The organism is Paracoccus aestuariivivens, from assembly GCF_009711225.1.
Taxonomy (GTDB): domain Bacteria; phylum Pseudomonadota; class Alphaproteobacteria; order Rhodobacterales; family Rhodobacteraceae; genus Paracoccus; species Paracoccus aestuariivivens.
Window position 1 is genome coordinate 341,951 of sequence record NZ_WMIE01000001.1, and the last position, 23,157, is coordinate 365,107.

Consider the following 23,157-nt stretch of genomic DNA (forward strand, 5'->3'; position numbering starts at 1 on the left):
TTGGGGCGGGTTTACCCCCCACGTCGAGGCGGGGCAAGCGCCGCAAAAGCCGCATGCAGGGAACTTTACGCCCGTATGCCACCTTGGCAGGATGCATCCAGCGCTTAAGAAGGAATCTCCCCCATGAAACTGACCTGGCTTGGCCATTCCGGCTTCCGTCTGGAAATCGAACAGGCCGTGATCCTGATTGACCCGTGGATCATGGGAAACCCGGTTTTCCCCGATGGCCGCCGCGACGATGCAATCAAGGACGCCACCCATATCCTGATCACGCACGGCCATGGCGACCATACCGGCGACACGCTATCCATCGCTCGCGAGTTGAAGATCCCCGTTGTCGGCATCTATGACCTGATCAGCACATGGGAAACCCATCAGGGGATTCAGGGCATCGGCTTCAACAAGGGCGGCACGGTCGATCTGGGCGGTGCGGCGGTGACGATGGTCAATGCCAGCCACTCATCCTCGATCGAGGGCAATGAGGGACCGATCTATGCCGGTCATGAATCCGGCTACATGATCGCCGGAGACGGCCATGTGATCTATGTCTCGGGCGATACCGACATCATGGCCGACATGGCGTGGATGGGCGAGTACCATCAGCCCGATATCGGCATCCTGTCTGCGGGCGGGCATTTCACCATGGATATGAAGCGCGCAGCCTGGGCGGCGAAAAAATACTTCGACTTCAAGACCGTGGTCCCCTGCCACTACAAGACGTTCCCGCTGCTCGAGCAATCCGCCGAAGCGCTGAGGGCCGGACTTCCGGGCGTCAATGTCATAGAACCCGAGGTGATGGAGGCAATCACCCTGTAGAAATGACAAAGCGCGGCTTGGAGCCGCGCTACATCACATATCGTTACTGCCGCAATCAGGCAGCGAGGCGATCATCCGCTTCCAGCGGCATCGGCTCGAAGCTGAAATAGCCATACATCTGCTCAAGCACGGCTTGGGCTTCGATGGCGGCTTTGTCATTCACACGGTTCAGGGGCGTGACTTTGTTGGTCTCGGTGGTGTTCATCGGGCAACTCCGGATCGGATAACAACTATGCGGGATTGCCCAAAATATAATGCCGCGAGGCAGCCAAAACCAGTGCTGCATCGCGGCGAAAGCGGGGTTTGGCCGTCATACCGGCCATGCCCTCAGGTCAAATCAGACGCCTGAAATCAGACGACGCGCTCGACCATCATGTGCTTGATCGAAGCAATTGCCTTGGCCGGGTTCAGGCCTTTCGGGCAAGTGTTCGTGCAGTTCATGATCGTGTGGCAGCGATACAGCTTGAAGGGATCTTCCAGCGCATCCAGACGCTCGCCGGTCGCTTCGTCGCGGGAATCGATGATCCAGCGATAGGCATGCAGCAGCGCCGCCGGCCCAAGATAGCGGTCGCCGTTCCACCAGTAGCTGGGGCACGAGGTCGAGCAGGACGCGCACATCACGCATTCATAAAGACCGTCGAGCTTCTTGCGATCCTCGATCGACTGGCGCCATTCCTTGTCCGGAGTCGGCGTCTCGGTCATCAGATACGGATTGACCGAGGCGTGCTGCGCATAGAAATGCGTCAGGTCGGGAATAAGATCCTTGACGACCGCCATGTGCGGCAGCGGATAGATGTTCACGTCCTTGCCCTGAACTTCGTCGATGCCGAAAATACAGGCCAGACGGTTGCCGCCGTCGATGTTCATCGCACAGGAGCCGCAGATCCCTTCGCGGCACGAGCGGCGGAAGGTCAGCGTCGGGTCGATCTCGTTCTTGATCTTGATCAGCGCGTCCAGAACCATCGGGCCGCATTTGTCCAGATCGATGAAATAGGTGTCGATCCGCGGGTTCTCACCGGTATCCGGGTCCCAGCGGTAGATGTTGAAGCGGCGGACATTCTTGCCCTCGGGCTTGGGCCAGGTCTTGCCGACCCGCATGCGGCTGTTCTTGGGAAGGGTCAACTGGACCATTTGGTGCTCCTTTCAGAGAGTGCCTTTGGACGGCGTGGCGGCCGTGAACAATTCTTGCGAGCGGGCGACCAATCCGGCCACTCTGCTGCGGGCGTGGGGGTTAAGCGCCAGCCCGTTGAGCTGACGTAGAAATTCTGTCGATCCGGTATTCAGCCGCTGCATGGGCAGGCCCTGCATCGGGGTCAGCGCGTCGATTTCCGGATCGGAGAATCCGACATGCTTCAGAAGCTGGCGGCCTGGACGATCCGTCTCGGTTTCGTCCTCGAGCCGCAGGAAGGAGATCCGCAATGCGCCAAGCGTCGCAACCATGCGGGCCCGCAGGTCGTCCCAATCGGGCAGATCGGCAACCTCGGTCAAGAACTCGCCCTCGGTTCCGGTATAGCCATCGGTGCGGATCGCTTGCGCCCAGACGCTGGGTTTCCAGTTCGACATCTCGCGGGTGTAGATCACGAAATGCACGTCGAATTCCGGCGTCTGATCGCTCAGCAACGACGCGATCTCGGGCAACAACGGATAAAGGCGCGTCTCGCCGCCATTTCCGGGCATGGCTCCGGCCAGGTTCTCGTGGCTCAGCAAGACCGGCAGATCATTCGCAGGCAGACCGTCAAGCACATCCCGCCATGCCGCAGACAGCGCTGCAGCATGCGACGCGCCACCAGCGCCAAGGCTGTAGGCAAGGGCCGCCCGGCCAAGCGGCGGCATGGACGAACCCTTCACGGGGGTCCGAACCGTGACGCGGTCGGCAAGTGTCTTGGCGTTCTGGTTCAGGAAACGCTGGATCGCCGTACTACCGGTTTTCTGCACGCCCAGATGCACGATCATGCGGCGCTTGCTGCTGGATATCAGAGATTGCGGCATTCCGCCTTACCCCCTCCAGCCCGGTTGATCGTAAAGTGGACGGCTCGGCATCCGACCCGACCGGCGGCGCACGCAATGGTCGAACACATCCGAAGGATCACGCCCCATGATGTAGTCCGACGTCACGCCAAGCTGGATATAGCCGCCGCGATAACCGCCCGAGCCGACGCCCAGACCAACCTCAGTCTGGGGCGCGACCGCCGAGCGGGCGTCTTGCAGGCATGATCGCTCGGCCTGCTCGACCGGCACCGGCGCGCAGGCAGCCATCCCCAATAGCGAGGGGGCAAGGGCCATCAGCGCGCCGCGCCCTGTCATCAGGCGGCCGTCTTGGCTGCGGCAGCAGCCCCGGCGATGCACTGCGTCGTCGAAGGACGGCTGACGATGGATGCGACCGCGCCGCTGGCACCGGTTGCCGCCGAATCCGCGATATTGGCCAGCTCGGCCGTAGTCGCGTTTTGGATCACGCAATCGGTATAGGGAGCGACATTGGCACCCGGAAGCCGCTTGGCCATCTCGCGGTTGATGACGACCCGTGCGTTCGAACGTACGGCCGCATCCGGCGCGGGCGTCGTGACCGGCGGAGCCGTCGGCACGGGCGTGACCGGCACAGCGCCGGGATTCTGCACCACGCAGCCCGAAAGGGCCAGCGCGGCAACAGTCATGATCAGGGGTAGACGCATCAATAAACCCTCGCTTTGGGTGCGATTTTTTTCAAATCGATCCCGCCTTCGTCGAGCGTGGTCAGAGGCTCGAGGTGAACAGGCCGATAGGCCAGTTTAACATCGTTGCCTTCTATCCAAGCAAGCGAGTGCTTGCGCCAGTTGGCGTCATCCCGCTCGGGCCAGTCTTCATGGGCGTGCGCGCCGCGGCTTTCCTTGCGTGCCTCGGCCCCGACAATGGTCGCCAGCGCGTTCGGCATCAGGTTGGTCAGTTCCAGCGTCTCCATCAGGTCGCTGTTCCAGATCAGGCTGCGGTCAGTGACCTTCAGGTCATCCATCTTGGCGGCGATGACCTTCATCTTCTCCATGCCCTCGGCCAGCGTGGCGTCGGTGCGGAAGACGGCGGCGTCAGCCTGCATGGTCTTCTGCATCTCAAGACGCAGTTCGGCCGTCGAGATCGAGCCATTCGCATTGCGGATGCGGTCGAAACGCTCCAGCGCCTTGTCGACCGATTCCGTGTTGGTCACCGGGATCGGCGCGTCGCGGTCGACGACCTGACCGGCGCGGATCGCGGCGGCGCGGCCAAAGACCACGAGGTCAATGAGCGAGTTCGAGCCCAGACGGTTCGCCCCATGCACCGAGGCGCAACCGGCCTCGCCCACCGCCATCAGGCCGGGGAAGACGGCGTCCGGGGTCTCGTCGGTCGGGTTCAGCACCTCGCCCCAGTAGTTGGTCGGAATGCCGCCCATGTTGTAGTGAACGGTCGGCAGGATCGGGATCGGCTCGCGCGTGACATCGACGCCGGCAAAGATCTTGGCCGATTCCGAGATGCCCGGCAGACGCTCGGCCAGGCTTTCCGGCGGCAGGTGCATCAGGTTCAGGAACATGTGGTCCTTTTCGGGACCGACGCCACGACCTTCGCGGATCTCCATGGTGATGCAGCGCGACACCACATCGCGCGAGGCCAGATCCTTGTAGGTCGGCGCATAGCGTTCCATGAAACGCTCGCCTTCCGAGTTGGTCAGGTAGCCGCCTTCGCCGCGGGCACCCTCGGTGATCAGGCAGCCCGAGCCATAGATGCCGGTCGGGTGGAATTGCACGAATTCCATGTCCTGCAGCGGCAGGCCCGCGCGGGCCACCATGCCGCCACCGTCGCCGGTGCAGGTATGGGCCGAGGTTGCGCTGAAATAGGCGCGGCCATAGCCGCCGGTGGCCAGAACGACCATCTTGGCGTTGAAGACATGCATGGTGCCGTCATCCAGCTTCCAGCAGACGACGCCCGTGCATTTGCCATCGGTGATGATCAGATCAAGCGCGAAGTATTCGATGAAGAATTCGGCTTTTTCCTTCAGCGACTGCCCATACAGCGTGTGCAGGATGGCGTGACCCGTACGGTCGGCGGCGGCGCAGGTGCGCTGCACCGGCGGGCCTTCACCATATTCCGTGGTGTGGCCGCCGAAGGGGCGCTGGTAGATCTTGCCTTCCTCGGTGCGCGAGAACGGCACGCCGTAATGTTCCAGCTCGTAGACCGCCTTGGGGGCCTCGCGAGCCAGATATTCCATGGCGTCGGTATCGCCCAGCCAGTCCGAGCCTTTGACGGTGTCATACATATGCCACTGCCAGCTGTCCGGGCCCATGTTCGACAGCGAGGCGGCAATGCCGCCCTGTGCCGCGACGGTATGCGAGCGGGTCGGGAAGACCTTGGTCACGCAAGCCGTGCGCAGGCCCTGCTCGGCCATGCCCAGCGTCGCGCGCAGACCGGCTCCGCCAGCGCCCACGACAACCACGTCATAATCGTGCGTTTCGTATTTATAAGCAGCCATTGGGGAACCTCAAAGCACGACAATCGCGCCCAGACCCATGCGGGCCAGCGCGTACACGGCCAAGGCGATGACCGCCCAGCCGAAGATGACAGAAAAGATGATCGCGCCCTTGCGGACGGCACCTTGGAAGTAGTCGTCGATCATGATGCGCGTGCCTTTGATGAAGTGCAGCATGCCCACGATGACGAACAGTCCGGTGATCAGCGCCGGAAGCGGACGGCCGAAATAGGCCAGCAGCAACTCGCGCGGCAGACCGATGGCGCAGGCGATGGTGATCATGAACAGAGGCGTCAGGATCGCCAATGCGACGGCGCTGACGGTCATGTACCAGTGGTGCTGGGTGCCTTCGTGCGCGGCGCCAAGGCCGATGGCGGATTTGCGGGGGGTAATATAACGCATGATGCCGCCTTTCCTTAGAACAGGAAGTAGATGATCAGGGTCAGCACGGCCAGAGCGACCGAACCGGCGATGATCGCCTGACTGGATTTCTGCGCCTGCCCGATCTCGAGGCCGTAGCCCGCGTCGTAGCAAAGGTGACGGATGCCTGCGAGCGTATGGTACCACAGCGCCCACATCGAGCCGGTCAGGATGATGAAGCCAATCCAGGATCGCATCACCCAATCAGCGCAGGCGAATGCGCCCGGCGAGGCGACGGCGGCGACCAGCCACCAGACGATCAGCACAATACCGGCAACCAGAGCATGACCGGTGATCCGGGTCATGATCGAGGTGACGGCGGCGAGTGGCAGGCGGTAAACCTGCAAATGCGGTGACAGCGGCCGGTTGCCCCGGTTGACGTCAGCCATGGTGCGCTCTCCTGCGTTCAGGGGCCCTCACTGCGCGGCGGCTGGCGGCGAGGGCTGGCCGAGAATTTGGTCTGCTTCTAGTCGTTTTGCCGTGACTGTCACGGGCCGAAAACTTGCAAAAGCAGGATAATCACGAAATTTTGCAATTTGTGATCACACAGTTAATGCCCGTGATCACAGGTTACAAAAACACTCGTGAATGATTGCGGTATCAGAAAGCTTGCATCCGCTTTTCAGCGAAACCCAAGCGATTCCAATCGCAATATCCACAACAAACAGGGCTATTGCTGCCCCAGCTTCATCTCGGGATGATATTCCGTCGCGATTTCCTTGGTCACGGCCTGCGCGCAGCGCATGACTCCGCGCGCGGCGTCAAAGGCGATCGAGGGATCGCCGTGCAACTCCCAGCCCTTGCCCAAGGCCGCGCTGACCTTATGGCAGAATTCCGACGTGTCATCCTCGGTCAGCAAGCGGTAGATTTTGGGCATGTCAGCCTCCGAACGGGTTATATCCAAGCAAGGAGTGGACATAGCCCACGACAAGCAGGGTGATGAAGGCTCCGGCAATTGCCATGACTTCTTTTTTCATCGGGAACGGTCCCGCCGGAGGCGACCAGACCGGCTGCGCCCGATTGATCACGACCATCTCGGCCAATGCCCAAAGCAACAGCCCTCCGAACAGGATGAAACTAGGCAGATCGCCATTCACCAGCAAATGCGCGACCGCCCAAAGCGAGAAACCGGTCAGTTGCGGATGCCGCAACCGGCTGGTGATGCGGGTCTTCATGCCGTCTGCGGCGAACAGGTAAAACGCCACCAGCACCAACAGATTGTTGATGCCTTTCAGCGCGGGAGATGCACCCCACCAGTAAGGCCCGTCGGTCATCCGGTAGCCGACGGTCATCAGCAGGATCGAAACGATCAGCGCGGCGGCAACGGCCCCCCTACCGTTCTTGCCCATATCGGCACGGGTGCCCGGAGCCAGCCGCTTGAAGAAATGCGCTCCCCAAAACAGCGCGACACCAAGGATCAGGATCAACATCTGGCGCGTTCCCTAGCTGGATGATTTCATGGCAAGCTGAACCTAGCTTGCCAGATTGGCAATTGCCTCGGCCAATGCGATGGTCTTGCGGGCCGTGACGACATGCAGGTTCTCGACAATACGCCCATCGACAACCGCGACGCCTTTGCCTTGCGCGTTGGCCTCATCGAAGGCCGCGATCTGGCGCAGGGCCAGTTCCAATTCGGCCCCGGACGGACCGAAGACCTCGTTTGCAGTGGCAAGCTGGGCGGGGTGGATCAGGCTTTTACCGTCAAACCCCATGTCGCGCCCCTGCTCGCATTCGATGCGCAAGCCGTCATCATCCTTGAATGCTGTATAAACGCCATCGATGATGACCAACCCCTGACTGCGCGCCGCCAGCAGGCACAGGCCCAACCCAGCCATCATCGGCAAACGGTCGGGACGAAAGCGCGCGTTCAGTTCGCGGGCCAGATCGTTCGTCCCCATGACCATGCCGCTAAGACGGGGATGTGCGGCGATCTCGGCAGCGTTCAGCATCCCTTCAGCGGTTTCCATCATCGCCCAAAGCGGCGCTTCCGGTACCAGATCCGCGACCCGGTCCAGATCCGCCGAACGGTTCACCTTGGGGATCAGCACCGCATCGGCAATCTGGCCGAACTGGCGAGCGTCATTCACGCCCCAATCGGTATCCATGCCATTGATCCTGACGATCCGAGCCCTTCCGCCGTAATTCTCCAGCAGCGCCTGCGCCAGCAGATCCCGTGCGAGGAACTTCTCAGACGGCGCGACCGCATCCTCGAGATCGAAGATGATCGCATCTGCGGGCAGCGTGCGGGCTTTTTCCATCGCACGCGCATTCGACGCGGGGATATACAGGACAGATCGATAGGGTCGGGTCATCAGCACCTCGGGGTTCATTCGGTCCGCCAAGGCTGACGGCAATCGGGTCGAATCGCAAGGCCGCCGCAGCGCAGCGTCACAGAGCGACCCAGATCAACCGGATCGAGACCACGACCAGCGCCCATGTGATGAACTTGTAGAAGACGGTCGCGGGCAGCCTACGCAAGATCCACAAGCCGCAGAACACTCCTAGGATACCGGGCACCATCAGGACCGCAGCGACCGACAGGTTATGCAGCGACAGTTGGCCCAGAAACGCATAGGGGATCAGCTTCACCGCATTGCAGATCGCAAAGAAGATCGTCGTCGTTCCGGCAAAGACCATCGGCTCAAGCCGCAGCGGCTGGGCATAGACCTGATATGGCGGCGCACCGGAATGCGAGACGAAACTGGTATAGCCCGACAGCACACCCCAGAAACTGCCCGCCCCCAAACCGGGCGAGCGCCCTGCCCCGCCGGTTTTGGGGCGAAAGATCGCGTTCAACGCAAAGACCAGACCGATCACGCCGATGATCAGGCCGATATAACGCTCGTTCACGACATGGGCGGTCGCCCAGCCTAGGCCGATACCTGCAAGCGCTCCGGGCAGCAGGGTGAACAGGACACGGCGATCGAAGCTGCGCCGGAATGCGATCAACCCGCCCACATCCGACGCGATATATACCGGCAGCAGGATTCCCGCCGCCTGTACCGGCGACATCACCAGCGACATCAAGGGGACCGAGATTACCCCCACCATCGCCAATCCCCCTTTGGCCAGACCGACGGCAAATGCCGCGACGATTCCCAATGTCCAGCCCCAGACATCCAGCCCCATCATCCCCTCCGCCGATGCTCGCCTTGCAGTAGGCCAAGGCTCGCGGTCTTGCAATGCAACCGGTAGCGGAACTGCTATCGCTAACTGGTCAAAATCGCGGCGGCGACGTGCCGCATTGCGGCGAAATATGTCTGATTTTACGGGCGAGGCTTGCGATTCCCTTTTCAACGGAATACCCCACCGCGCGAACCAATCATGGAAATCGGAGGTTTACCATGGCCCGACCCAAGATCGCTCTCATCGGCGCAGGTCAGATCGGCGGCACGCTGGCACACCTGGCCGCGATGAAGGAACTGGGCGACGTCGTCCTGTTCGACATCGCCGAGGGCACCCCCCAGGGCAAGGCACTGGACATCGCGCAATCGGGCCCGTCCGAAGGCTTCGACGCCGTGATGAAGGGCGCCAATGACTATGCCGACATCGCTGGCGCTGATGTCTGCATCGTGACCGCTGGCGTTCCGCGCAAGCCGGGCATGTCGCGCGATGACCTTCTGGGCATCAACCTCAAAGTCATGAAGTCGGTCGGCGAAGGCATTGCCAAGCACGCTCCGAATGCATTCGTGATCTGCATCACCAACCCGCTGGACGCGATGGTCTGGGCTCTGCGCGAGTTCTCGGGCCTGCCGCATGAGAAAGTCGTCGGCATGGCTGGCGTGCTGGACTCGGCGCGCTTCCGCCACTTCCTGTCGCTGGAATTCGGCGTCTCGATGCGCGACGTCACCGCCTTCGTTCTGGGCGGCCACGGCGACACCATGGTCCCGCTGACCCGTTACTCGACCGTTGGCGGCATCCCGCTGCCGGATCTGGTCTCGATGGGATGGACCAGCCAAGAGAAACTGGACGCGATCGTCCAGCGCACCCGTGACGGCGGCGCCGAGATCGTTGGCCTGCTGAAAACCGGCTCGGCCTTCTACGCTCCGGCGACCTCGGCCATCGAAATGGCTGAAGCCTATCTGAAAGACCAGAAGCGCGTCCTGCCCTGCGCAGCCTATGTCGAAGGCGCTTACGGCCTTGACGGTCTGTATGTCGGCGTTCCGACCGTCATCGGCGCGAACGGCATCGAGAAAGTCATCGACATCAAGCTGAACAAAGACGAGCAGGCGATGTTCGACAAGTCGGTCGACGCCGTCAAAGGTCTGGTCGCGGCTTGCAAAGGCATCGACGGCTCGCTCGCCTGATCGGCCTGCCAGTTGAAGTATGAAACCCCGCGGCAGCAATTCCCGCGGGGTTTTTCGTTCAATCAGACAAAGTTGAAGTCCGATGCGTCGATCTGGCCTGCGTTGATATTCGCCAGAGTGATCGACGTGCCACCCAGCGAGATCACCGTATTCGCCCCCGATTGCGTGACGCGCAGATCGTCGAAGCTGTCATAGCGGACGCCCTGCCAAACGCCTTCGGTCACGCGGATGCTGTCGATGCCATTCTGCCAATCGACAACACGATCTGCGCCTTGGCCGACGCCAAAAACAAACACATCGCTTCCGATACCGCCGTTCAGGATATCGTTGCCTGCACCGCCGATTAGCTGATCGTTTCCGGCCCCGCCGAACAGTTGATCGTTGCCGGCCACACCGTTCAGAACATCCGCTCCGGCACCACCGTTCAACACGTTGTTCGCGGCACTGCCGATCAGCCGGTCATTGAAGTTCGAGCCGTTCACGTTCTCGATCTGGGTCAGGATGTCGGCCCCCATGCCGCCCCCGATCGTCTGCCGCGCTGCAACGGACAGATTGACGGTAACGCCGGAAGTCGCGCCGCCGAAGATCGCCGTATCGATGCCCGCACCTCCGTTCAGCGCATCGTTTCCGGCACCTCCGTTCAGCAGGTCATTTCCGGCCCCGCCGTTCAGCACGTTTGCGACAGCGTTGCCGGTCAGCCGGTCGTTGAAGTTCGAGCCGTTCACGTTCTCGATCTGGGTCAGGATGTCCGCACCCATACCGCCACCGATGGTTTGCCGTGCCGCGACCGACAGATTGACGGTCACGCCAGAGCTTGCCCCTCCGAATGCGGCTGTATCGACGCCCGCGCCTCCGATCAGCGCGTCATTCCCGGCGCCACCGTTCAACAGGTCATTGCCAGCGCCGCCGTTCAGCACGTTTGCGGCCGCGTTCCCGATCAGGATGTCGCCGTATTGCGAGCCGTTGACGTTCTCGATGTTCAGCAACGTGTCGGTGCCCTGACCGCCCCCCAAGGCCTGAGCCGAAGTCAATCCCAGATTGACGCTTACCCGACTGGTCGCAGCGCCATACCCGACCAGATCGACACCCGCGCCGCCATCCAGACGGTCATCGCCCGCACCGCCAAGCAGAGTGTCATTGCCACCGCCGGCGTTGACGTAATCGCTGCCGCGATAGCCGATGAACGAGTCATTGCCGCCGCCAAGTTGGATCGTGTCATAGCTGTTGGTCGAAACGATGCCGCTGATATTGAAGACATCATTGCCTTCGGTCCCCGAGACGTCGTTGACACCGAAATACAGCATCTCGGTCGAGCGGACATTGGCTGCGGTAAACAGGAACCGCGAGGTTACGATGTCCGATTGCAGCACGATCCGGTCAGCGCCATCGCCGCCGTCATAGATGTCGTTTCCGTAATCATTGCCACGGATGTAGAAGCTGTCGTCGCCGCTGCCTCCGATCAGGCTGTCATTGCCCGAGCCGCCCGTCAGCGTATCGTTGCCGCCGCCGCCATTCAGCGTGTCGTTGCCTGATCCACCATCGACATAGTCGCTTCCGACATAGCCGGTGAAGCGGTCATTTCCGGCATTAAGCTGGATCGTGTCATAGCTAGAGGTCGAGGTGATGCCGCTGATATTGAAGTTATCTGCACCCTCGGTTCCGCTGACGTCATAAACGCCGAAATACAGCGTTTCGGTCGCGCGGACATTGGCAGCCGTGAACTGGAAACTGGACAGGACCATGTCCGACAGCAGCATGATGCGGTCGGCACCGTCACCGCCGTCGAAGATATCGGAACCGAAATCGTTGCCGCTGATGTAGAACGTATCGTCGCCACTACCGCCGACCAGACTGTCATTGCCCGAACCGCCCGTCAGCGTATCGTTGCCGCCGCCGCCAATCAGAGTGTCGTTGCCTGATCCGCCATCGACATAGTCGCTTCCGGCATAGCCCGTGAAAATGTCGTTGCCAGCGTTAAGTCGGATCGTGTCGTAGCTATAGGTCGAGGTGATGCCGCTGATGTTGAAGGTATCGTTACCCTCGGTTCCGCTGACGTCGTAAACCCCGAAATATAGTGTCTCGGTCGCGCGGACATTGGCCGAGGTGAACAGGAAGCTCGACACGACCATATCCGACTGAAGCATGATGCGGTCCGCACCGTCACCGCCATCAAAGATGTCATAGCCGAAGTCATTGCCGCTGATGAAGAACGTATCATCGCCGCTGCCGCCGTTCAGGCTGTCATTGCCCGAGCCGCCCGTGAGCGAATCGTTACCGCCACCGCCGTTCAGCGTATCGTTGCCCGAGCCGCCATTGACGTAATCGCTGCCGACATAGCCGGTGAAAACGTCGTTTCCGCCCAGAAGATGGATCGTATCGTAGCTGGAGGTCGAAGTGACGCCGCTGATGTCGAAGGTGTCGTTTCCTTCGGTTCCGGTCACGTCCCAGATCCCGAAATACAGCATCTCGGTCGAAATCATGTTGTTCGAGGTGAACAGGAAGCTGGAAACCGACATATCCGAGGTCAGCAGAATCCTGTCCTCGCCGTCGCCGCCGTTATAGATGTCGTAGCCGAAGCTGTTCCCGCCGATATAGAAGGAGTCGTTACCGCTGTAGCCGTACAGCGTATCGTTACCTTCACCACCGGTGATCGTGTCGTTCTCAACAGTCCCGTGCAGGACCTCGGACGCGGGCGTACCCGGAATTACCGCCATTTACTCTTTCCTTTAATCTAATTCACCGCACACCCCAATTCTTGGGCGAGCCCGAAATGTTAGCTATGAATTCGTGCCCGACTCAACGCCATGAACGGCGATGCGGGCAACTTTCTCTGGCGGGGGAAAGACGTACGCTAACGGAATCGTATTTGCGATCACAGCCAAGATTGCTGTGATCACAAACCGTCTGATCAGGTCGATTTTACCGTTTTCCGCATGGTAATTGCTTTAGAGGCCCGCCCGAATGTGCAAAAAGCCCGCCAACCGATAATTGCGGGGAAGTAGCATGAACATCCACGAATACCAGGCCAAGGCGCTGCTGCGCCAATACGGCGCGCCTGTTTCCGACGGCCGCATCGTGATGAAGGCCGACGAAGCCAAAACGGCTGCCGGCGAACTCGACGGTCCGCTTTGGGTCGTCAAGGCGCAGATCCACGCAGGTGGTCGCGGCAAAGGCCACTTCAAAGAAGCCGAAGCTGGCGAAAAGGGCGGCGTCCGCCTGGCCAAATCGGTTGAAGAAGCCGAAGAACTGACCCGCCAGATGCTGGGCCGCACGCTGGTGACGCACCAGACCGGCGAAGCTGGCAAGCAAGTCAACCGCATCTATATCGAAGACGGTTCGGACATCGCCCGCGAGCTGTATCTGGCTCTGCTGGTCGACCGTCAGACCTCGCGCGTGTCGTTCGTCGCCTCGACCGAAGGCGGCATGGACATCGAGGAAGTCGCGGCCCACACCCCCGAGAAAATCGTCAGCTTCAGCGTTGATCCGGCGTCCGGTCTGTCGGACTTCCACGGTCGCCGTGTTGCTTTCGCCCTTGGTCTGCAAGGCGCGCAAGTCAAGCAATGCGTCGCTCTGGTCAAAAACCTGTATCGCATGTTCATCGAAAAAGACATGGAGATGCTGGAGATCAACCCGCTGATCGTCACCCCGGAAGGCAACATCAAGTGCCTCGACGCGAAGATGGGCTTCGACAACAACGCTCTGTACCGCCAGCCCGACATCATGGCGCTGCGCGACGAAACCGAAGAAGATTCGAAAGAACTGGCCGCCTCGAAGTTCGACCTGAACTACATCGCGCTGGACGGTGAAATCGGCTGCATGGTGAACGGTGCAGGCCTCGCCATGGCCACCATGGACATCATCAAGCTGTTCGGCGCCGAGCCGGCCAACTTCCTCGATGTCGGCGGCGGCGCCACCAAGGAAAAAGTCACCGAAGCGTTCAAGATCATCACCTCGGATCCGAACGTCAAAGGCATTCTGGTCAACATCTTCGGCGGCATCATGCGCTGCGACATCATCGCGGAAGGCATCATCGCCGCCGTGAAAGAAGTCGGTCTGCAGGTCCCCCTGGTCGTTCGTCTGGAAGGCACCAACGTCGAACTGGGCAAAGAGATCATCTCGAAGTCCGGTCTGAACGTGATTGCCGCCGACGACCTGTCGGACGCCGCCCAGAAAATTGTCAAAGCGGTGAAGGGGTAATTTTCCATGGCCGTTCTTATTAACAAAGACACCAAAGTCATCTGCCAGGGCATCACCGGCTCGCAGGGGACCTTCCACACCGAGCAAGCGATTGCTTACGGCACCAAGATGGTCGGCGGCGTGACGCCCGGCAAAGGCGGTTCCGAGCACCTCGGCCTGCCGGTCTACAATTCGGTCCACGAAGCCGTGGCAAAAACCGGCGCGAACGCGACCGCGATCTACGTGCCGCCGCCCTTCGCAGCCGACTCGATCCTGGAAGCCATCGACGCGCAGATCCCGCTGATCGTCGCGATCACCGAAGGCATCCCGGTTCTGGACATGATGCGCGTGAAACGTGCCCTGCAGGGTTCGAACTCGCTACTGATCGGCCCGAACTGCCCCGGCATCATGACCCCGGACGAATGCAAGATCGGCATCATGCCGGGCTCGATCTTCAAACGCGGCTCGGTGGGCGTCGTTTCGCGCTCGGGCACGCTGACCTATGAAGCCGTGAAACAGACCTCGGATGTCGGCCTTGGCCAATCCTCGGCTGTCGGCATCGGCGGCGACCCGATCAAGGGCATGGAGCATATCGACGTGCTGCGCATGTTCCTTGACGATCCGGAAACCGAATCGATCATCATGATCGGTGAAATCGGTGGTTCGGCCGAAGAAGAAGCCGCCGAGTTCCTCGCCGAGCAGAAGCGCAAGGGCAACTGGAAGCCGACCGCTGGCTTCATCGCTGGCCGCACGGCTCCTCCGGGCCGCCGCATGGGCCATGCCGGTGCGATCGTTTCGGGCGGCAAAGGTGACGCAGAATCGAAGATCGAAGCCATGAAATCGGCTGGCGTCATCGTGGCCGACAGCCCGGCAGGTCTGGGCGAAGCCGTGCTGAAAGCCATCGGCCGGTAACGTCTTTGTAAGACTTTTGACTTAGGCGTGGCCCCTACCTAACTTATGGGGGCCACGTCAGAACCGCCGCAGGTGGATGGATTGGACCACAACTCGATCATCAGTATGACGCGTACCGCCCTTCTTCAGGAAGATGGCGGCTTGATGCGTGGCCGCGAACGCTTCGCGCTTCCGCTGGCTGCTGCACTGATCCTGACGCTGACGCTGACGCAGGGTTGCGGTCGTGCCCCCACCGAAGACATTCTTCCCGGCGGCATACCCGCCAGGACCAATCTGCACGAAGCCTCGGGCCTGCCTTCGCAGGCGGTCCGGACCGTCAATCGTAACGATGCCGGCTGGCGGCTTATCTTTCATCCCGGCAACGCCCCGGATGGAGCGGAACAACAGGCGGCGCGCGCCCTTTGCGGCCTTGAGCGTCGTCGGGTCGCGCAAATCGTGCGCTTGCCATTGGATGCACCCTCGGACGATCCGGGTGCTGCCAAGATAGATATCATCTGTGCGTGAGCGGGCCGATAGCCATGAGACTTTCGCATAGTGCCCGCAGACGAGCAGAAGGCGGCCCGGGCCGTCGCGCTGCAACTTCACCAGCCGCCTGAGCGCGACGGCAAGCAACTGGACGATCAGAGATGAACGATCAATCCCCCAACGCAACATTCCACGATTCGAGCTTCCTACAGGGCCATAACGCCGCCTATGTCGAGCAGCTTTACGGTCAGTGGGCACAGGACCCTGCTGCGGTGGATCAGGCATGGGATGCCTTCTTCCGCAGCCTTGGCGATGACGAGAACACCGTCACCCGCGAAGCCAAGGGTGCAAGCTGGCAGCGTGCCGACTGGCCGCCGGCCCCCGCCGACGAAATGACCTCGGCGCTGACCGGCGAATGGCCGATGATGCCCAAGGCCGAGGCGAAAGCCGCTTTGGACAAGATCGCCGCGAAAGCCGGTGAAAAAGGCGTCCAGCTGACCGACGAGTTCCTGAAACGCGCCGTGCTTGACAGCATCCGCGCCATCATGCTGATCCGTGCGTTCCGTATCCGCGGCCACCTGCATGCAGATCTTGATCCGCTTGGCATGCGCGAAATTCCCGATCACGGCGAACTGAACCCTGAAACCTACGGCTTCACCGCCGCCGACATGGATCGCCCGATCTTCATCGACAACGTTCTGGGCCTGCAGATCGCCTCGATCCGCCAGATCGTCGATCTGATGAAGCGCACCTATTGCGGCACCTTCGCCATCCAGTTCATGCATATCTCGAACCCCGAGGAAGCGGCATGGCTGAAAGAGCGCATCGAGGGTTACGGCAAGGAAATCGCTTTCACCCGCGAAGGCCGCCGCGCCATCCTGAACAAGCTGGTCGAGGCCGAGGGCTTCGAGAAGTTCCTGCATGTCAAATACATGGGCACCAAGCGCTTCGGCCTTGACGGTGGCGAGGCCCTGATCCCGGCGCTTGAACAGATCATCAAGCGCGGCGGTCAACTGGGCGTCAAGGAAGTCATCTTCGGCATGCCGCACCGCGGCCGCCTGTCGGTTCTGGCCAACGTGCTGAACAAGCCCTACCGCGCGATTTTCCATGAATTCCAGGGCGGCAGCTACAAGCCCGATGACGTGGACGGCTCGGGCGACGTGAAATACCACCTCGGCGCCTCGTCAGACCGCACGTTCGACGAGAACACTGTGCACCTGTCGCTGACCGCGAACCCCTCGCACCTTGAAGCCGTGAACCCGGTCGTTCTGGGCAAGGTCCGTGCGAAACAGGACCAGCTTTCCGACCAGATCCACCGTGAAGCCGTTCTGCCGATCCTGCTGCATGGCGACGCGGCTTTCGCTGGCCAAGGCGTCGTCGCGGAATGCTTCCAGCTTTCGGGCATCCGTGGCCACCGCACCGGCGGCACGATCCATGTCGTCGTAAACAACCAGATCGGCTTCACGACCGCGCCGCATTTCTCGCGCACCTCGCCCTATTGCACCGATATCGCGCTGATGGTCGAAGCTCCGATCTTCCACGTGAATGGTGACGATCCCGAGGCCGTCGTCCACGCCGCCCGCGTCGCAACCGAGTTCCGCCAGAAGTTCCACAAGGACGTGGTTCTGGACATCATCTGCTACCGTCGCTTCGGTCACAACGAAGGCGACGAGCCGATGTTCACCAACCCGCAGATGTACAAGAGCATCAAGGGCCACAAGACCACGCTGCAACTCTACACCGAGCGTCTGGTGGCCGAAGGCCTCGTCCCCGAGGGCGAGATCGAGGAAATGAAAGCCGCGTTCCAGTCGCACCTGAACGAAGAGTTCGAGGTCGGCAAGAACTTCAAGCCGAACAAGGCCGACTGGCTGGACGGCAAATGGTCCGGCCTTGAGGCCGAGGGTGCCGAGTACAACGCCGGCACCACCGGAATCTCGCCCGAAACCATGACCGAGGTCGGTAATGCGCTGACCCGCACGCCCGAAGGCTTCGACCTGCACAAGACAGTTGGCCGCCTTCTGGAAGCCAAGAAGCAGATGTTCGAAAAGGGCGACGGTTTCGACTGGGCAACCGGCGAGGCTCTGGCCTTTGGTTCGCTGGTCACCGAGGGTCACCCCGTGCGTCTGGCCGGTCAGGACTCGACCCGCGGCACCTTCTCGCAGCGTCATTCGGGCATCGTCGACCAGACCACCGAAGAGCGTTACTACCCGCTGAACCACATCCGTGGTGGTCAGGCCCGCTACGAAGTCATCGACTCGATGCTGTCGGAATACGCGGTTCTGGGCTTCGAATACGGCTACTCGCTGGCCGAGCCGAACGCCCTGACCCTGTGGGAAGCCCAGTTCGGCGACTTCGCCAACGGCGCGCAGATCATGTTCGACCAGTTCATCAACTCGGGCGAAAAGAAATGGCTGCGCATGTCGGGCCTCGTGATGCTGCTGCCGCATGGCTACGAAGGCCAAGGCCCCGAGCACTCGTCGGCCCGTCTGGAGCGCTTCCTGCAGCTTTCGGCCGAGGATAACTGGGTTGTCGCCAACGTCACCACGCCGGCGAACTACTTCCACATCCTGCGCCGTCAGCTGAAGCGTCCGTTCCGCAAGCCGCTGGTCCTGATGACGCCGAAATCGCTGCTGCGTCACCCGATGGCGATCTCTACCGCCGAGGAATTCCAGACCGGTTCGACCTTCCACCGCGTCCTTTGGGACGATGCAGAACGCGGTCGTTCGGAAACCAAGCTGGTTGCCGACGACAAGATCAAGCGCGTCGTGATCTGCTCGGGCAAGGTCTATTACGACCTGCTGGCCGCGCGTGATGCCGCCGGGATCAACGATGTCTATCTGATGCGTCTGGAGCAGTTCTATCCGTTCCCGGCTCAGGCGATGTCCAAGGAACTGGGCCGCTTCAAGGATGCCGAGATCGTCTGGTGCCAGGAAGAACCCAAGAACATGGGCGGCTGGACCTTTGTCGAGCCGAACATCGAATGGGTCCTGTCGCGCATCGGTGCGAAACATGGCCGCGCCCGCTATGTCGGCCGCGCTGCCGCCGCTTCGCCCGCGACCGGTCTGGGTTCGCGTCACAAGGCCGAACAGGAAGGCCTCGTGAACGAAGCCATCACCGTCGGGGCATAAGATGGCCGTTGAACTTCGCGTTCCCACGCTCGGGGAATCGGTCTCCGAAGCAACCGTCGCCACCTGGTTCAAGAAACCGGGTGACACGGTCGCCGTGGACGAGATGTTGTGCGAGCTGGAAACCGACAAGGTGACGGTCGAAGTGCCGTCACCCGTCGCCGGAAAGCTGGCCGAGATCATCGCAGCCGAGGGCGAGACGGTCACGCCGAACGCCCTGCTTGCCCAGATCATGGAGGTCGGCGATGCCGGCCCCGAGGAAATGTTGCCCAAGGCAGAAACGGGCACCAAGCCCCAGGAAGGACAAAAGAAGATGAGCGGAAAATCCGTGGACGTGATGGTTCCCACGCTGGGCGAAAGCGTTACCGAAGCCACTGTGGCGACCTGGTTCAAGAAGGTCGGCGACACCGTCGCGCAAGACGAGATGCTGTGCGAACTGGAAACCGACAAGGTTTCGGTCGAGGTCCCGGCTCCGGCGGCGGGCGTTCTGGCCGAGATCCTGGCCGAGGAAGGCGCGACCGTTGACGCCACCGCGCGCCTGGCAATCATCACCGAAGGCGCTGTCGGCGCTGCTCCGAAAGCGGCCGAACCCGCCGCCAAGGCTGCTGCCGCTGTCGCCTCGCCCGGCGCTGGCCCGGAAACCGTCACCGCCCGCAAGGATGTCGAGGATGCGCCCTCGGCCAAGAAAGCCATGGCGGAAGCCGGTCTTTCGCGCGACGCCGTCACCGGCACCGGCCGCGATGGCCGCGTGATGAAAGAAGACGTGGCCCGCGCCGGTTCCGCGCCGGTCGCCTCTGCTGCTCCGGCTCCGGCTGCTGCTCCGCGTTCGCCCTCGTCGGCTCAGGACGCTGCCCGCGAAGAGCGCGTCAAGATGACCCGCCTGCGTGCGACCATCGCCCGCCGCCTGAAGGACGCGCAGAACACTGCCGCCATGCTGACCACCTATAACGAGGTGGACATGTCGGGCGTCATGAACCTGCGCAACACCTACAAGGACCAGTTCGAGAAGAAGCACAAAACGAAGCTCGGCTTCATGTCCTTCTTCGTCAAAGCCTGCTGCCACGCGCTGAAAGAAGTCCCGGAAGTCAACGCCGAGATCGACGGTGGTGATGTCGTCTACAAGCACTTCGTCCACATGGGCGTCGCCGTCGGCACCCCGAACGGTCTGGTCGTTCCGGTCGTGCGCGATGCCGACCAGAAGTCCTTCGCCCATATCGAGAAGGAAATCGCCGAACTCGGCGCGAAGGGCCGTGACGGCAAGTTGACCATGGCAGAAATGCAGGGCGGCACCTTCACCATCTCGAACGGCGGCGTCTATGGCTCGCTGATGTCCTCGCCGATCCTGAACCCGCCGCAATCGGGTATCCTCGGCATGCACAAGATCCAGGACCGTCCGGTTGTCGTCGACGGTCAGATCGTCATCCGCCCGATGATGTATCTGGCGCTGAGCTACGATCACCGCATCGTCGACGGCAAAGGCGCCGTGACCTTCCTCGTGCGCGTCAAGGAAGCGCTGGAAGATCCGCGCCGCCTTCTGATGGATCTCTGATCTTCGCGGGGCCGCTTGGCCCGCGACAAGAACGGCGCGCAGCCCCCGCACCGGGGCTGCGCAACTCTTTCCGGTCTGCGTCAGTTGAATGCTGAGCGGGCCGCCTTATTTCGCCGAAGGCGGCTATGGACCGAAGCCGAGGAGTGACGCCATGACCCAGATGATCGCCCATTACCAGATTGCCGATTATGCCCGCTTCCGCACCGCTTTCGACGCGGATGCCGAGGATCGAGGCAATAGCGGCTTGTCGCTTTTGCAGCTTTGGCGCGAGAACGACACCAGCGTATGGGCGCTGTATCAGGTCGCTGATGCCACCCGTGCGACGGCCTATCTGCAAGGCGCGGCCGGCGTCTTCAACACGCAGGCCGGCGTATCGGCCACCGAATTCCATCTGGTCGAGACGGCGTAATGTCGGCTGAAACCACCGCCCTTGCTCTTGCCGCGTTGCTGCAAGCCGTCCAGATTGGACTGGCAGGATATTCGATGAACAAGGACGCAAGCCCCGAATGGAACGCGAGCCCGCGCGATACCCAGCCCGAGTTTTCAGCTATGACGGGTCGCCTGCGCCGCGCGGTCGATAACCATTTCGAAGGGCTGATCCTGTTCACGATCGCGGTCCTTCTGGTCGCGATTACCGACACCGACAGCCTGCTGACCGGCCTATGCGCATGGCTCTACCTGCTGGCGCGCATCCTTTATATTCCCGCCTACGCCTTTGGCTGGTCGCCCTGGCGATCAGCGATCTGGGCCGTGGGCTTTCTCGCAACCCTGGTGATGATCGTCACCACGCTTTTTTCATGAACGAGCCGGCGCCGAGGGACGCGCCGGAGATGCAAGGAGACTCCCATGTCCACCTATGACCTGATCGTGATCGGTGCTGGCCCCGGCGGCTATGTCTGCGCCATCCGCGCCGCGCAACTGGGCCTGAAGGTCGCCTGCGTCGAGGGCCGCGAGACCCTTGGCGGCACCTGCCTGAACGTGGGCTGCATCCCGTCCAAGGCTCTGCTGCACGCAAGCCACATGCTGCATGAAACCCACGAGAACTTCGAGAAGATGGGCCTGATGGGCGCGCATGTCGAAGTCGATTGGGCCAAGATGCAGGGCTATAAGGCCGAGACCGTCGGCGGCAACACCAAGGGCATCGAGTTCTTGTTCAAGAAGAACAAGATCGACTGGATCAAAGGCTGGGCCGAGATCGAGGCCGCTGGCCGCGTGAAGGTCGGCGAGACCGTCTACGAGACCAAGAACATCGTCATCGCCTCGGGTTCGGAACCGTCCAGCCTGAAAGGCGTCGAGGTCGACAACGCGGCTGGTATCGTCGTTGATTCGACGGGCGCGCTGTCGCTGCCGAAGATTCCGAAATCGATGGTCGTCATCGGCGCGGGCGTCATCGGGCTGGAACTTGGCTCGGCCTATTCGCGTCTGGGTACGGAAGTGACCGTGGTCGAATTCCTCGACGCGATCACCCCCGGCATGGATGGCGAGGTCCAGAAGTCGTTCCAGAAGATCCTGACCAAGCAGGGCCTGAAATTCGTCCTCGGCGCGGCTGTCTCGGGCACCACGGTCGAAAATGGCGCGGCGAAAGTCACCTACAAGCTGCGCAAAGACGATAGCGAGCACACGATCGAGGCCGAGACCGTTCTGGTCGCCACCGGCCGCCGTCCCTATGTCGCGGGCCTCGGCCTTGACAAGCTGGGCGTCGCGCTGAACGAGCGTGGTTTCGTGCAGGTTGACGGCCACTGGGAAACCTCGATTAAGGGCATCTATGCCATTGGTGACGCGGTGCCTGGCCCGATGCTGGCCCACAAGGCCGAGGACGAGGGCATGGCCGTCGCCGAGGTAGTCGCTGGCAAGCATGGTCACGTGAACTACGACGTCATCCCGGGCGTGATCTACACCACGCCTGAAGTCGCTTCGGTCGGCCTGACCGAGGAAGCCGCCAAGGAATCGGGCCGCAAGGTCAAAGTCGGCAAGTTCCCCTTCATGGGCAATGCCCGCGCCAAAGCCCTGTTCCAGGCCGAAGGCTTCGTGAAAATGGTCACCGACGCGGAAACCGACCGCGTGCTGGGCTGCCACATCATCGGCCCGAATGCCGGTGAAATGATCCACGAAGTCTGCGTCGCGATGGAATTCGGGGCCTCGGCTCAGGACATCGCGCTGACCTGCCACGCCCACCCGACCTGCTCGGAAGCGGTGCGCGAGGCGGCTTTGGCCTGCGGCGGCGGTGCAATTCACGTCTGATCGGCGGAATATCACCGGATTCTCTACAACCAGGTAGCGAGAATCCGCCGAAGGGCCGCCCCTGATCGGGCGGCCCTCATCTTATGGTTTCCCTGAGATGGAACCGCGTGTCTAAACTCTGGCCAACGATAAAATCGGGGGCAGTCCATGAAATCACTGATCGGTATGCTGGCGCTGGGTGGCGTTCTTGCGCTGAGCGCCTGCGGTGACAACAGTGTTGATCCGGACCGTCGCTATTTGGTCGAGCCGCGCGCCTCGAAGTCGGAAACGATGCGGCTGCATGCCAACGAGACGCCGGAACTGCGCCGACTGATCAACAAGTATTCCGCCGAGTATCAGGTTCCCCCCGAGCTGGTACACCGCGTCATCATCCGTGAATCGCATCACCGCCCCGGCGCACGCAATGGCCCCTATTACGGGCTGATGCAGATCCTGCCCGCGACCGCGCGCGGCATGGGCTATCGCGGTCCCGCTGGCGGGCTGCTGGATGCCGAGACCAATCTGAAATACGGTGTTAAATACCTGCGCGGTGCCTATCTGGTCGGGAACGGCAATCCGGATGCCGCCGTGAAATGGTATTCGCGCGGCTACTACTACGAAGCCAAGCGCAAGGGCCTGCTGGAAGAAACCGGACTGCGCTAAGCGACCGCGCCGGACCGGAACGGAAGCAGCGGCCCC

The 23,157-nt window shown here is 61.6% G+C and carries 24 protein-coding genes; 11 read left to right on the forward strand and 13 right to left on the reverse strand.

The window, feature by feature from the left end; genetic code table 11:
- Positions 1–123 precede the first annotated feature (123 nt).
- Positions 124–816, forward strand: coding sequence for a metal-dependent hydrolase (locus GL286_RS01785; RefSeq protein WP_155093831.1), 693 nt, complete (start codon positions 124–126; stop codon positions 814–816).
- Positions 817–871: 55 nt separating this feature from the next.
- Here the strand turns inward: GL286_RS01785 and GL286_RS01790 are convergent, their stop codons facing one another.
- The 12 genes from GL286_RS01790 to GL286_RS01845 form a co-directional block, all read right to left on the reverse strand.
- Positions 872–1,021 carry a hypothetical protein gene (locus tag GL286_RS01790; protein WP_155093832.1) on the reverse strand — a complete coding sequence of 50 codons (150 nt, stop codon included), beginning with the start codon at positions 1,019–1,021 and terminating at the stop codon, positions 872–874.
- Between the two features lie 146 nt (positions 1,022–1,167).
- Positions 1,168–1,947, reverse strand: coding sequence for a succinate dehydrogenase iron-sulfur subunit (locus GL286_RS01795; protein WP_155093833.1), 780 nt, complete (start codon positions 1,945–1,947; stop codon positions 1,168–1,170).
- A gap of 12 nt (positions 1,948–1,959) precedes the next feature.
- Positions 1,960–2,805: a hypothetical protein gene (locus GL286_RS01800; protein ID WP_155093834.1), complete on the reverse strand. Its 846-nt coding sequence runs from the start codon at positions 2,803–2,805 to the stop codon at positions 1,960–1,962.
- A 6-nt stretch (positions 2,806–2,811) separates the two neighbouring features.
- Positions 2,812–3,120 carry a hypothetical protein gene (locus GL286_RS01805; RefSeq protein ID WP_155093835.1) on the reverse strand — a complete coding sequence of 103 codons (309 nt, stop codon included), beginning with the start codon at positions 3,118–3,120 and terminating at the stop codon, positions 2,812–2,814.
- Positions 3,120–3,485 carry a hypothetical protein gene (locus GL286_RS01810; protein ID WP_155093836.1) on the reverse strand — a complete coding sequence of 122 codons (366 nt, stop codon included), beginning with the start codon at positions 3,483–3,485 and terminating at the stop codon, positions 3,120–3,122. Before GL286_RS01810 ends, GL286_RS01805 begins: the two co-directional genes overlap by 1 nt.
- Positions 3,485–5,287 (reverse strand): succinate dehydrogenase flavoprotein subunit, encoded by a 1,803-nt coding sequence (sdhA, locus tag GL286_RS01815; protein ID WP_155093837.1) that lies wholly within the window; start codon positions 5,285–5,287, stop codon positions 3,485–3,487. The genes GL286_RS01810 and sdhA overlap by 1 nt, the downstream gene beginning before the upstream one ends.
- Before the next feature lie 9 nt (positions 5,288–5,296).
- Positions 5,297–5,686, reverse strand: coding sequence for a succinate dehydrogenase, hydrophobic membrane anchor protein (locus GL286_RS01820; protein WP_155093838.1), 390 nt, complete (start codon positions 5,684–5,686; stop codon positions 5,297–5,299).
- Positions 5,687–5,700: 14 nt separating this feature from the next.
- Positions 5,701–6,093 (reverse strand): succinate dehydrogenase, cytochrome b556 subunit, encoded by a 393-nt coding sequence (gene sdhC / locus GL286_RS01825; protein WP_155093839.1) that lies wholly within the window; start codon positions 6,091–6,093, stop codon positions 5,701–5,703.
- Positions 6,094–6,374: 281 nt separating this feature from the next.
- Positions 6,375–6,581 (reverse strand): DUF1737 domain-containing protein, encoded by a 207-nt coding sequence (locus GL286_RS01830; protein ID WP_155093840.1) that lies wholly within the window; start codon positions 6,579–6,581, stop codon positions 6,375–6,377.
- A gap of 1 nt (position 6,582) precedes the next feature.
- Positions 6,583–7,134 carry an NnrU family protein gene (locus GL286_RS01835; RefSeq protein ID WP_155093841.1) on the reverse strand — a complete coding sequence of 184 codons (552 nt, stop codon included), beginning with the start codon at positions 7,132–7,134 and terminating at the stop codon, positions 6,583–6,585.
- Positions 7,135–7,176: 42 nt separating this feature from the next.
- A complete protein-coding gene (locus GL286_RS01840) occupies positions 7,177–8,016 on the reverse strand; it encodes an HpcH/HpaI aldolase/citrate lyase family protein (RefSeq protein WP_155093842.1) in 840 nt (279 codons plus the stop codon).
- A 76-nt stretch (positions 8,017–8,092) separates the two neighbouring features.
- The gene (locus GL286_RS01845; protein WP_155094495.1) at positions 8,093–8,827 is read right to left on the reverse strand and encodes a sulfite exporter TauE/SafE family protein; all 735 of its coding nucleotides are present in this window, start codon (positions 8,825–8,827) and stop codon (positions 8,093–8,095) included.
- Between the two features lie 221 nt (positions 8,828–9,048).
- Here GL286_RS01845 and mdh point away from each other — a divergent pair, with 221 nt between their 5' ends.
- Positions 9,049–10,011, forward strand: a complete 963-nt coding sequence (gene mdh / locus GL286_RS01850; RefSeq protein WP_155093843.1) for a malate dehydrogenase — start codon at positions 9,049–9,051, stop codon at positions 10,009–10,011.
- Between the two features lie 62 nt (positions 10,012–10,073).
- Here the strand turns inward: mdh and GL286_RS01855 are convergent, their stop codons facing one another.
- On the reverse strand, positions 10,074–12,725 hold the full coding sequence (locus GL286_RS01855; protein WP_155093844.1) for a beta strand repeat-containing protein: 2,652 nt from the start codon (positions 12,723–12,725) through the stop codon (positions 10,074–10,076).
- Positions 12,726–13,014: 289 nt separating this feature from the next.
- On the opposite strand from GL286_RS01855, the gene sucC reads away from it, so the two are divergent.
- From sucC to GL286_RS01900, 9 genes are all read left to right on the forward strand, one after another.
- Positions 13,015–14,208 carry an ADP-forming succinate--CoA ligase subunit beta gene (gene sucC, locus GL286_RS01860; protein ID WP_155093845.1) on the forward strand — a complete coding sequence of 398 codons (1,194 nt, stop codon included), beginning with the start codon at positions 13,015–13,017 and terminating at the stop codon, positions 14,206–14,208.
- 6 nt (positions 14,209–14,214) lie between these two features.
- A complete protein-coding gene (gene sucD, locus GL286_RS01865; RefSeq protein WP_155093846.1) occupies positions 14,215–15,099 on the forward strand; it encodes a succinate--CoA ligase subunit alpha in 885 nt (294 codons plus the stop codon).
- A 105-nt stretch (positions 15,100–15,204) separates the two neighbouring features.
- Positions 15,205–15,603, forward strand: coding sequence for a hypothetical protein (locus GL286_RS01870; RefSeq protein ID WP_155093847.1), 399 nt, complete (start codon positions 15,205–15,207; stop codon positions 15,601–15,603).
- Positions 15,604–15,725: 122 nt separating this feature from the next.
- Positions 15,726–18,692 (forward strand): 2-oxoglutarate dehydrogenase E1 component, encoded by a 2,967-nt coding sequence (locus GL286_RS01875; protein ID WP_155093848.1) that lies wholly within the window; start codon positions 15,726–15,728, stop codon positions 18,690–18,692.
- A 1-nt stretch (position 18,693) separates the two neighbouring features.
- Entirely contained in the window at positions 18,694–20,238 is a 1,545-nt protein-coding gene (gene odhB, locus GL286_RS01880; RefSeq protein ID WP_155093849.1) for a 2-oxoglutarate dehydrogenase complex dihydrolipoyllysine-residue succinyltransferase, read from the forward strand.
- 151 nt (positions 20,239–20,389) lie between these two features.
- Positions 20,390–20,647 carry a hypothetical protein gene (locus GL286_RS01885; protein WP_155093850.1) on the forward strand — a complete coding sequence of 86 codons (258 nt, stop codon included), beginning with the start codon at positions 20,390–20,392 and terminating at the stop codon, positions 20,645–20,647.
- A complete protein-coding gene (locus tag GL286_RS01890; protein WP_155093851.1) occupies positions 20,647–21,039 on the forward strand; it encodes an MAPEG family protein in 393 nt (130 codons plus the stop codon). The genes GL286_RS01885 and GL286_RS01890 overlap by 1 nt, the downstream gene beginning before the upstream one ends.
- 45 nt (positions 21,040–21,084) lie before the next feature.
- Positions 21,085–22,479: a dihydrolipoyl dehydrogenase gene (gene lpdA / locus GL286_RS01895; protein WP_155093852.1), complete on the forward strand. Its 1,395-nt coding sequence runs from the start codon at positions 21,085–21,087 to the stop codon at positions 22,477–22,479.
- 147 nt (positions 22,480–22,626) lie between these two features.
- Entirely contained in the window at positions 22,627–23,121 is a 495-nt protein-coding gene (locus GL286_RS01900; RefSeq protein ID WP_155093853.1) for a lytic transglycosylase domain-containing protein, read from the forward strand.
- The last annotated feature ends 36 nt before the right edge of the window (positions 23,122–23,157 follow it).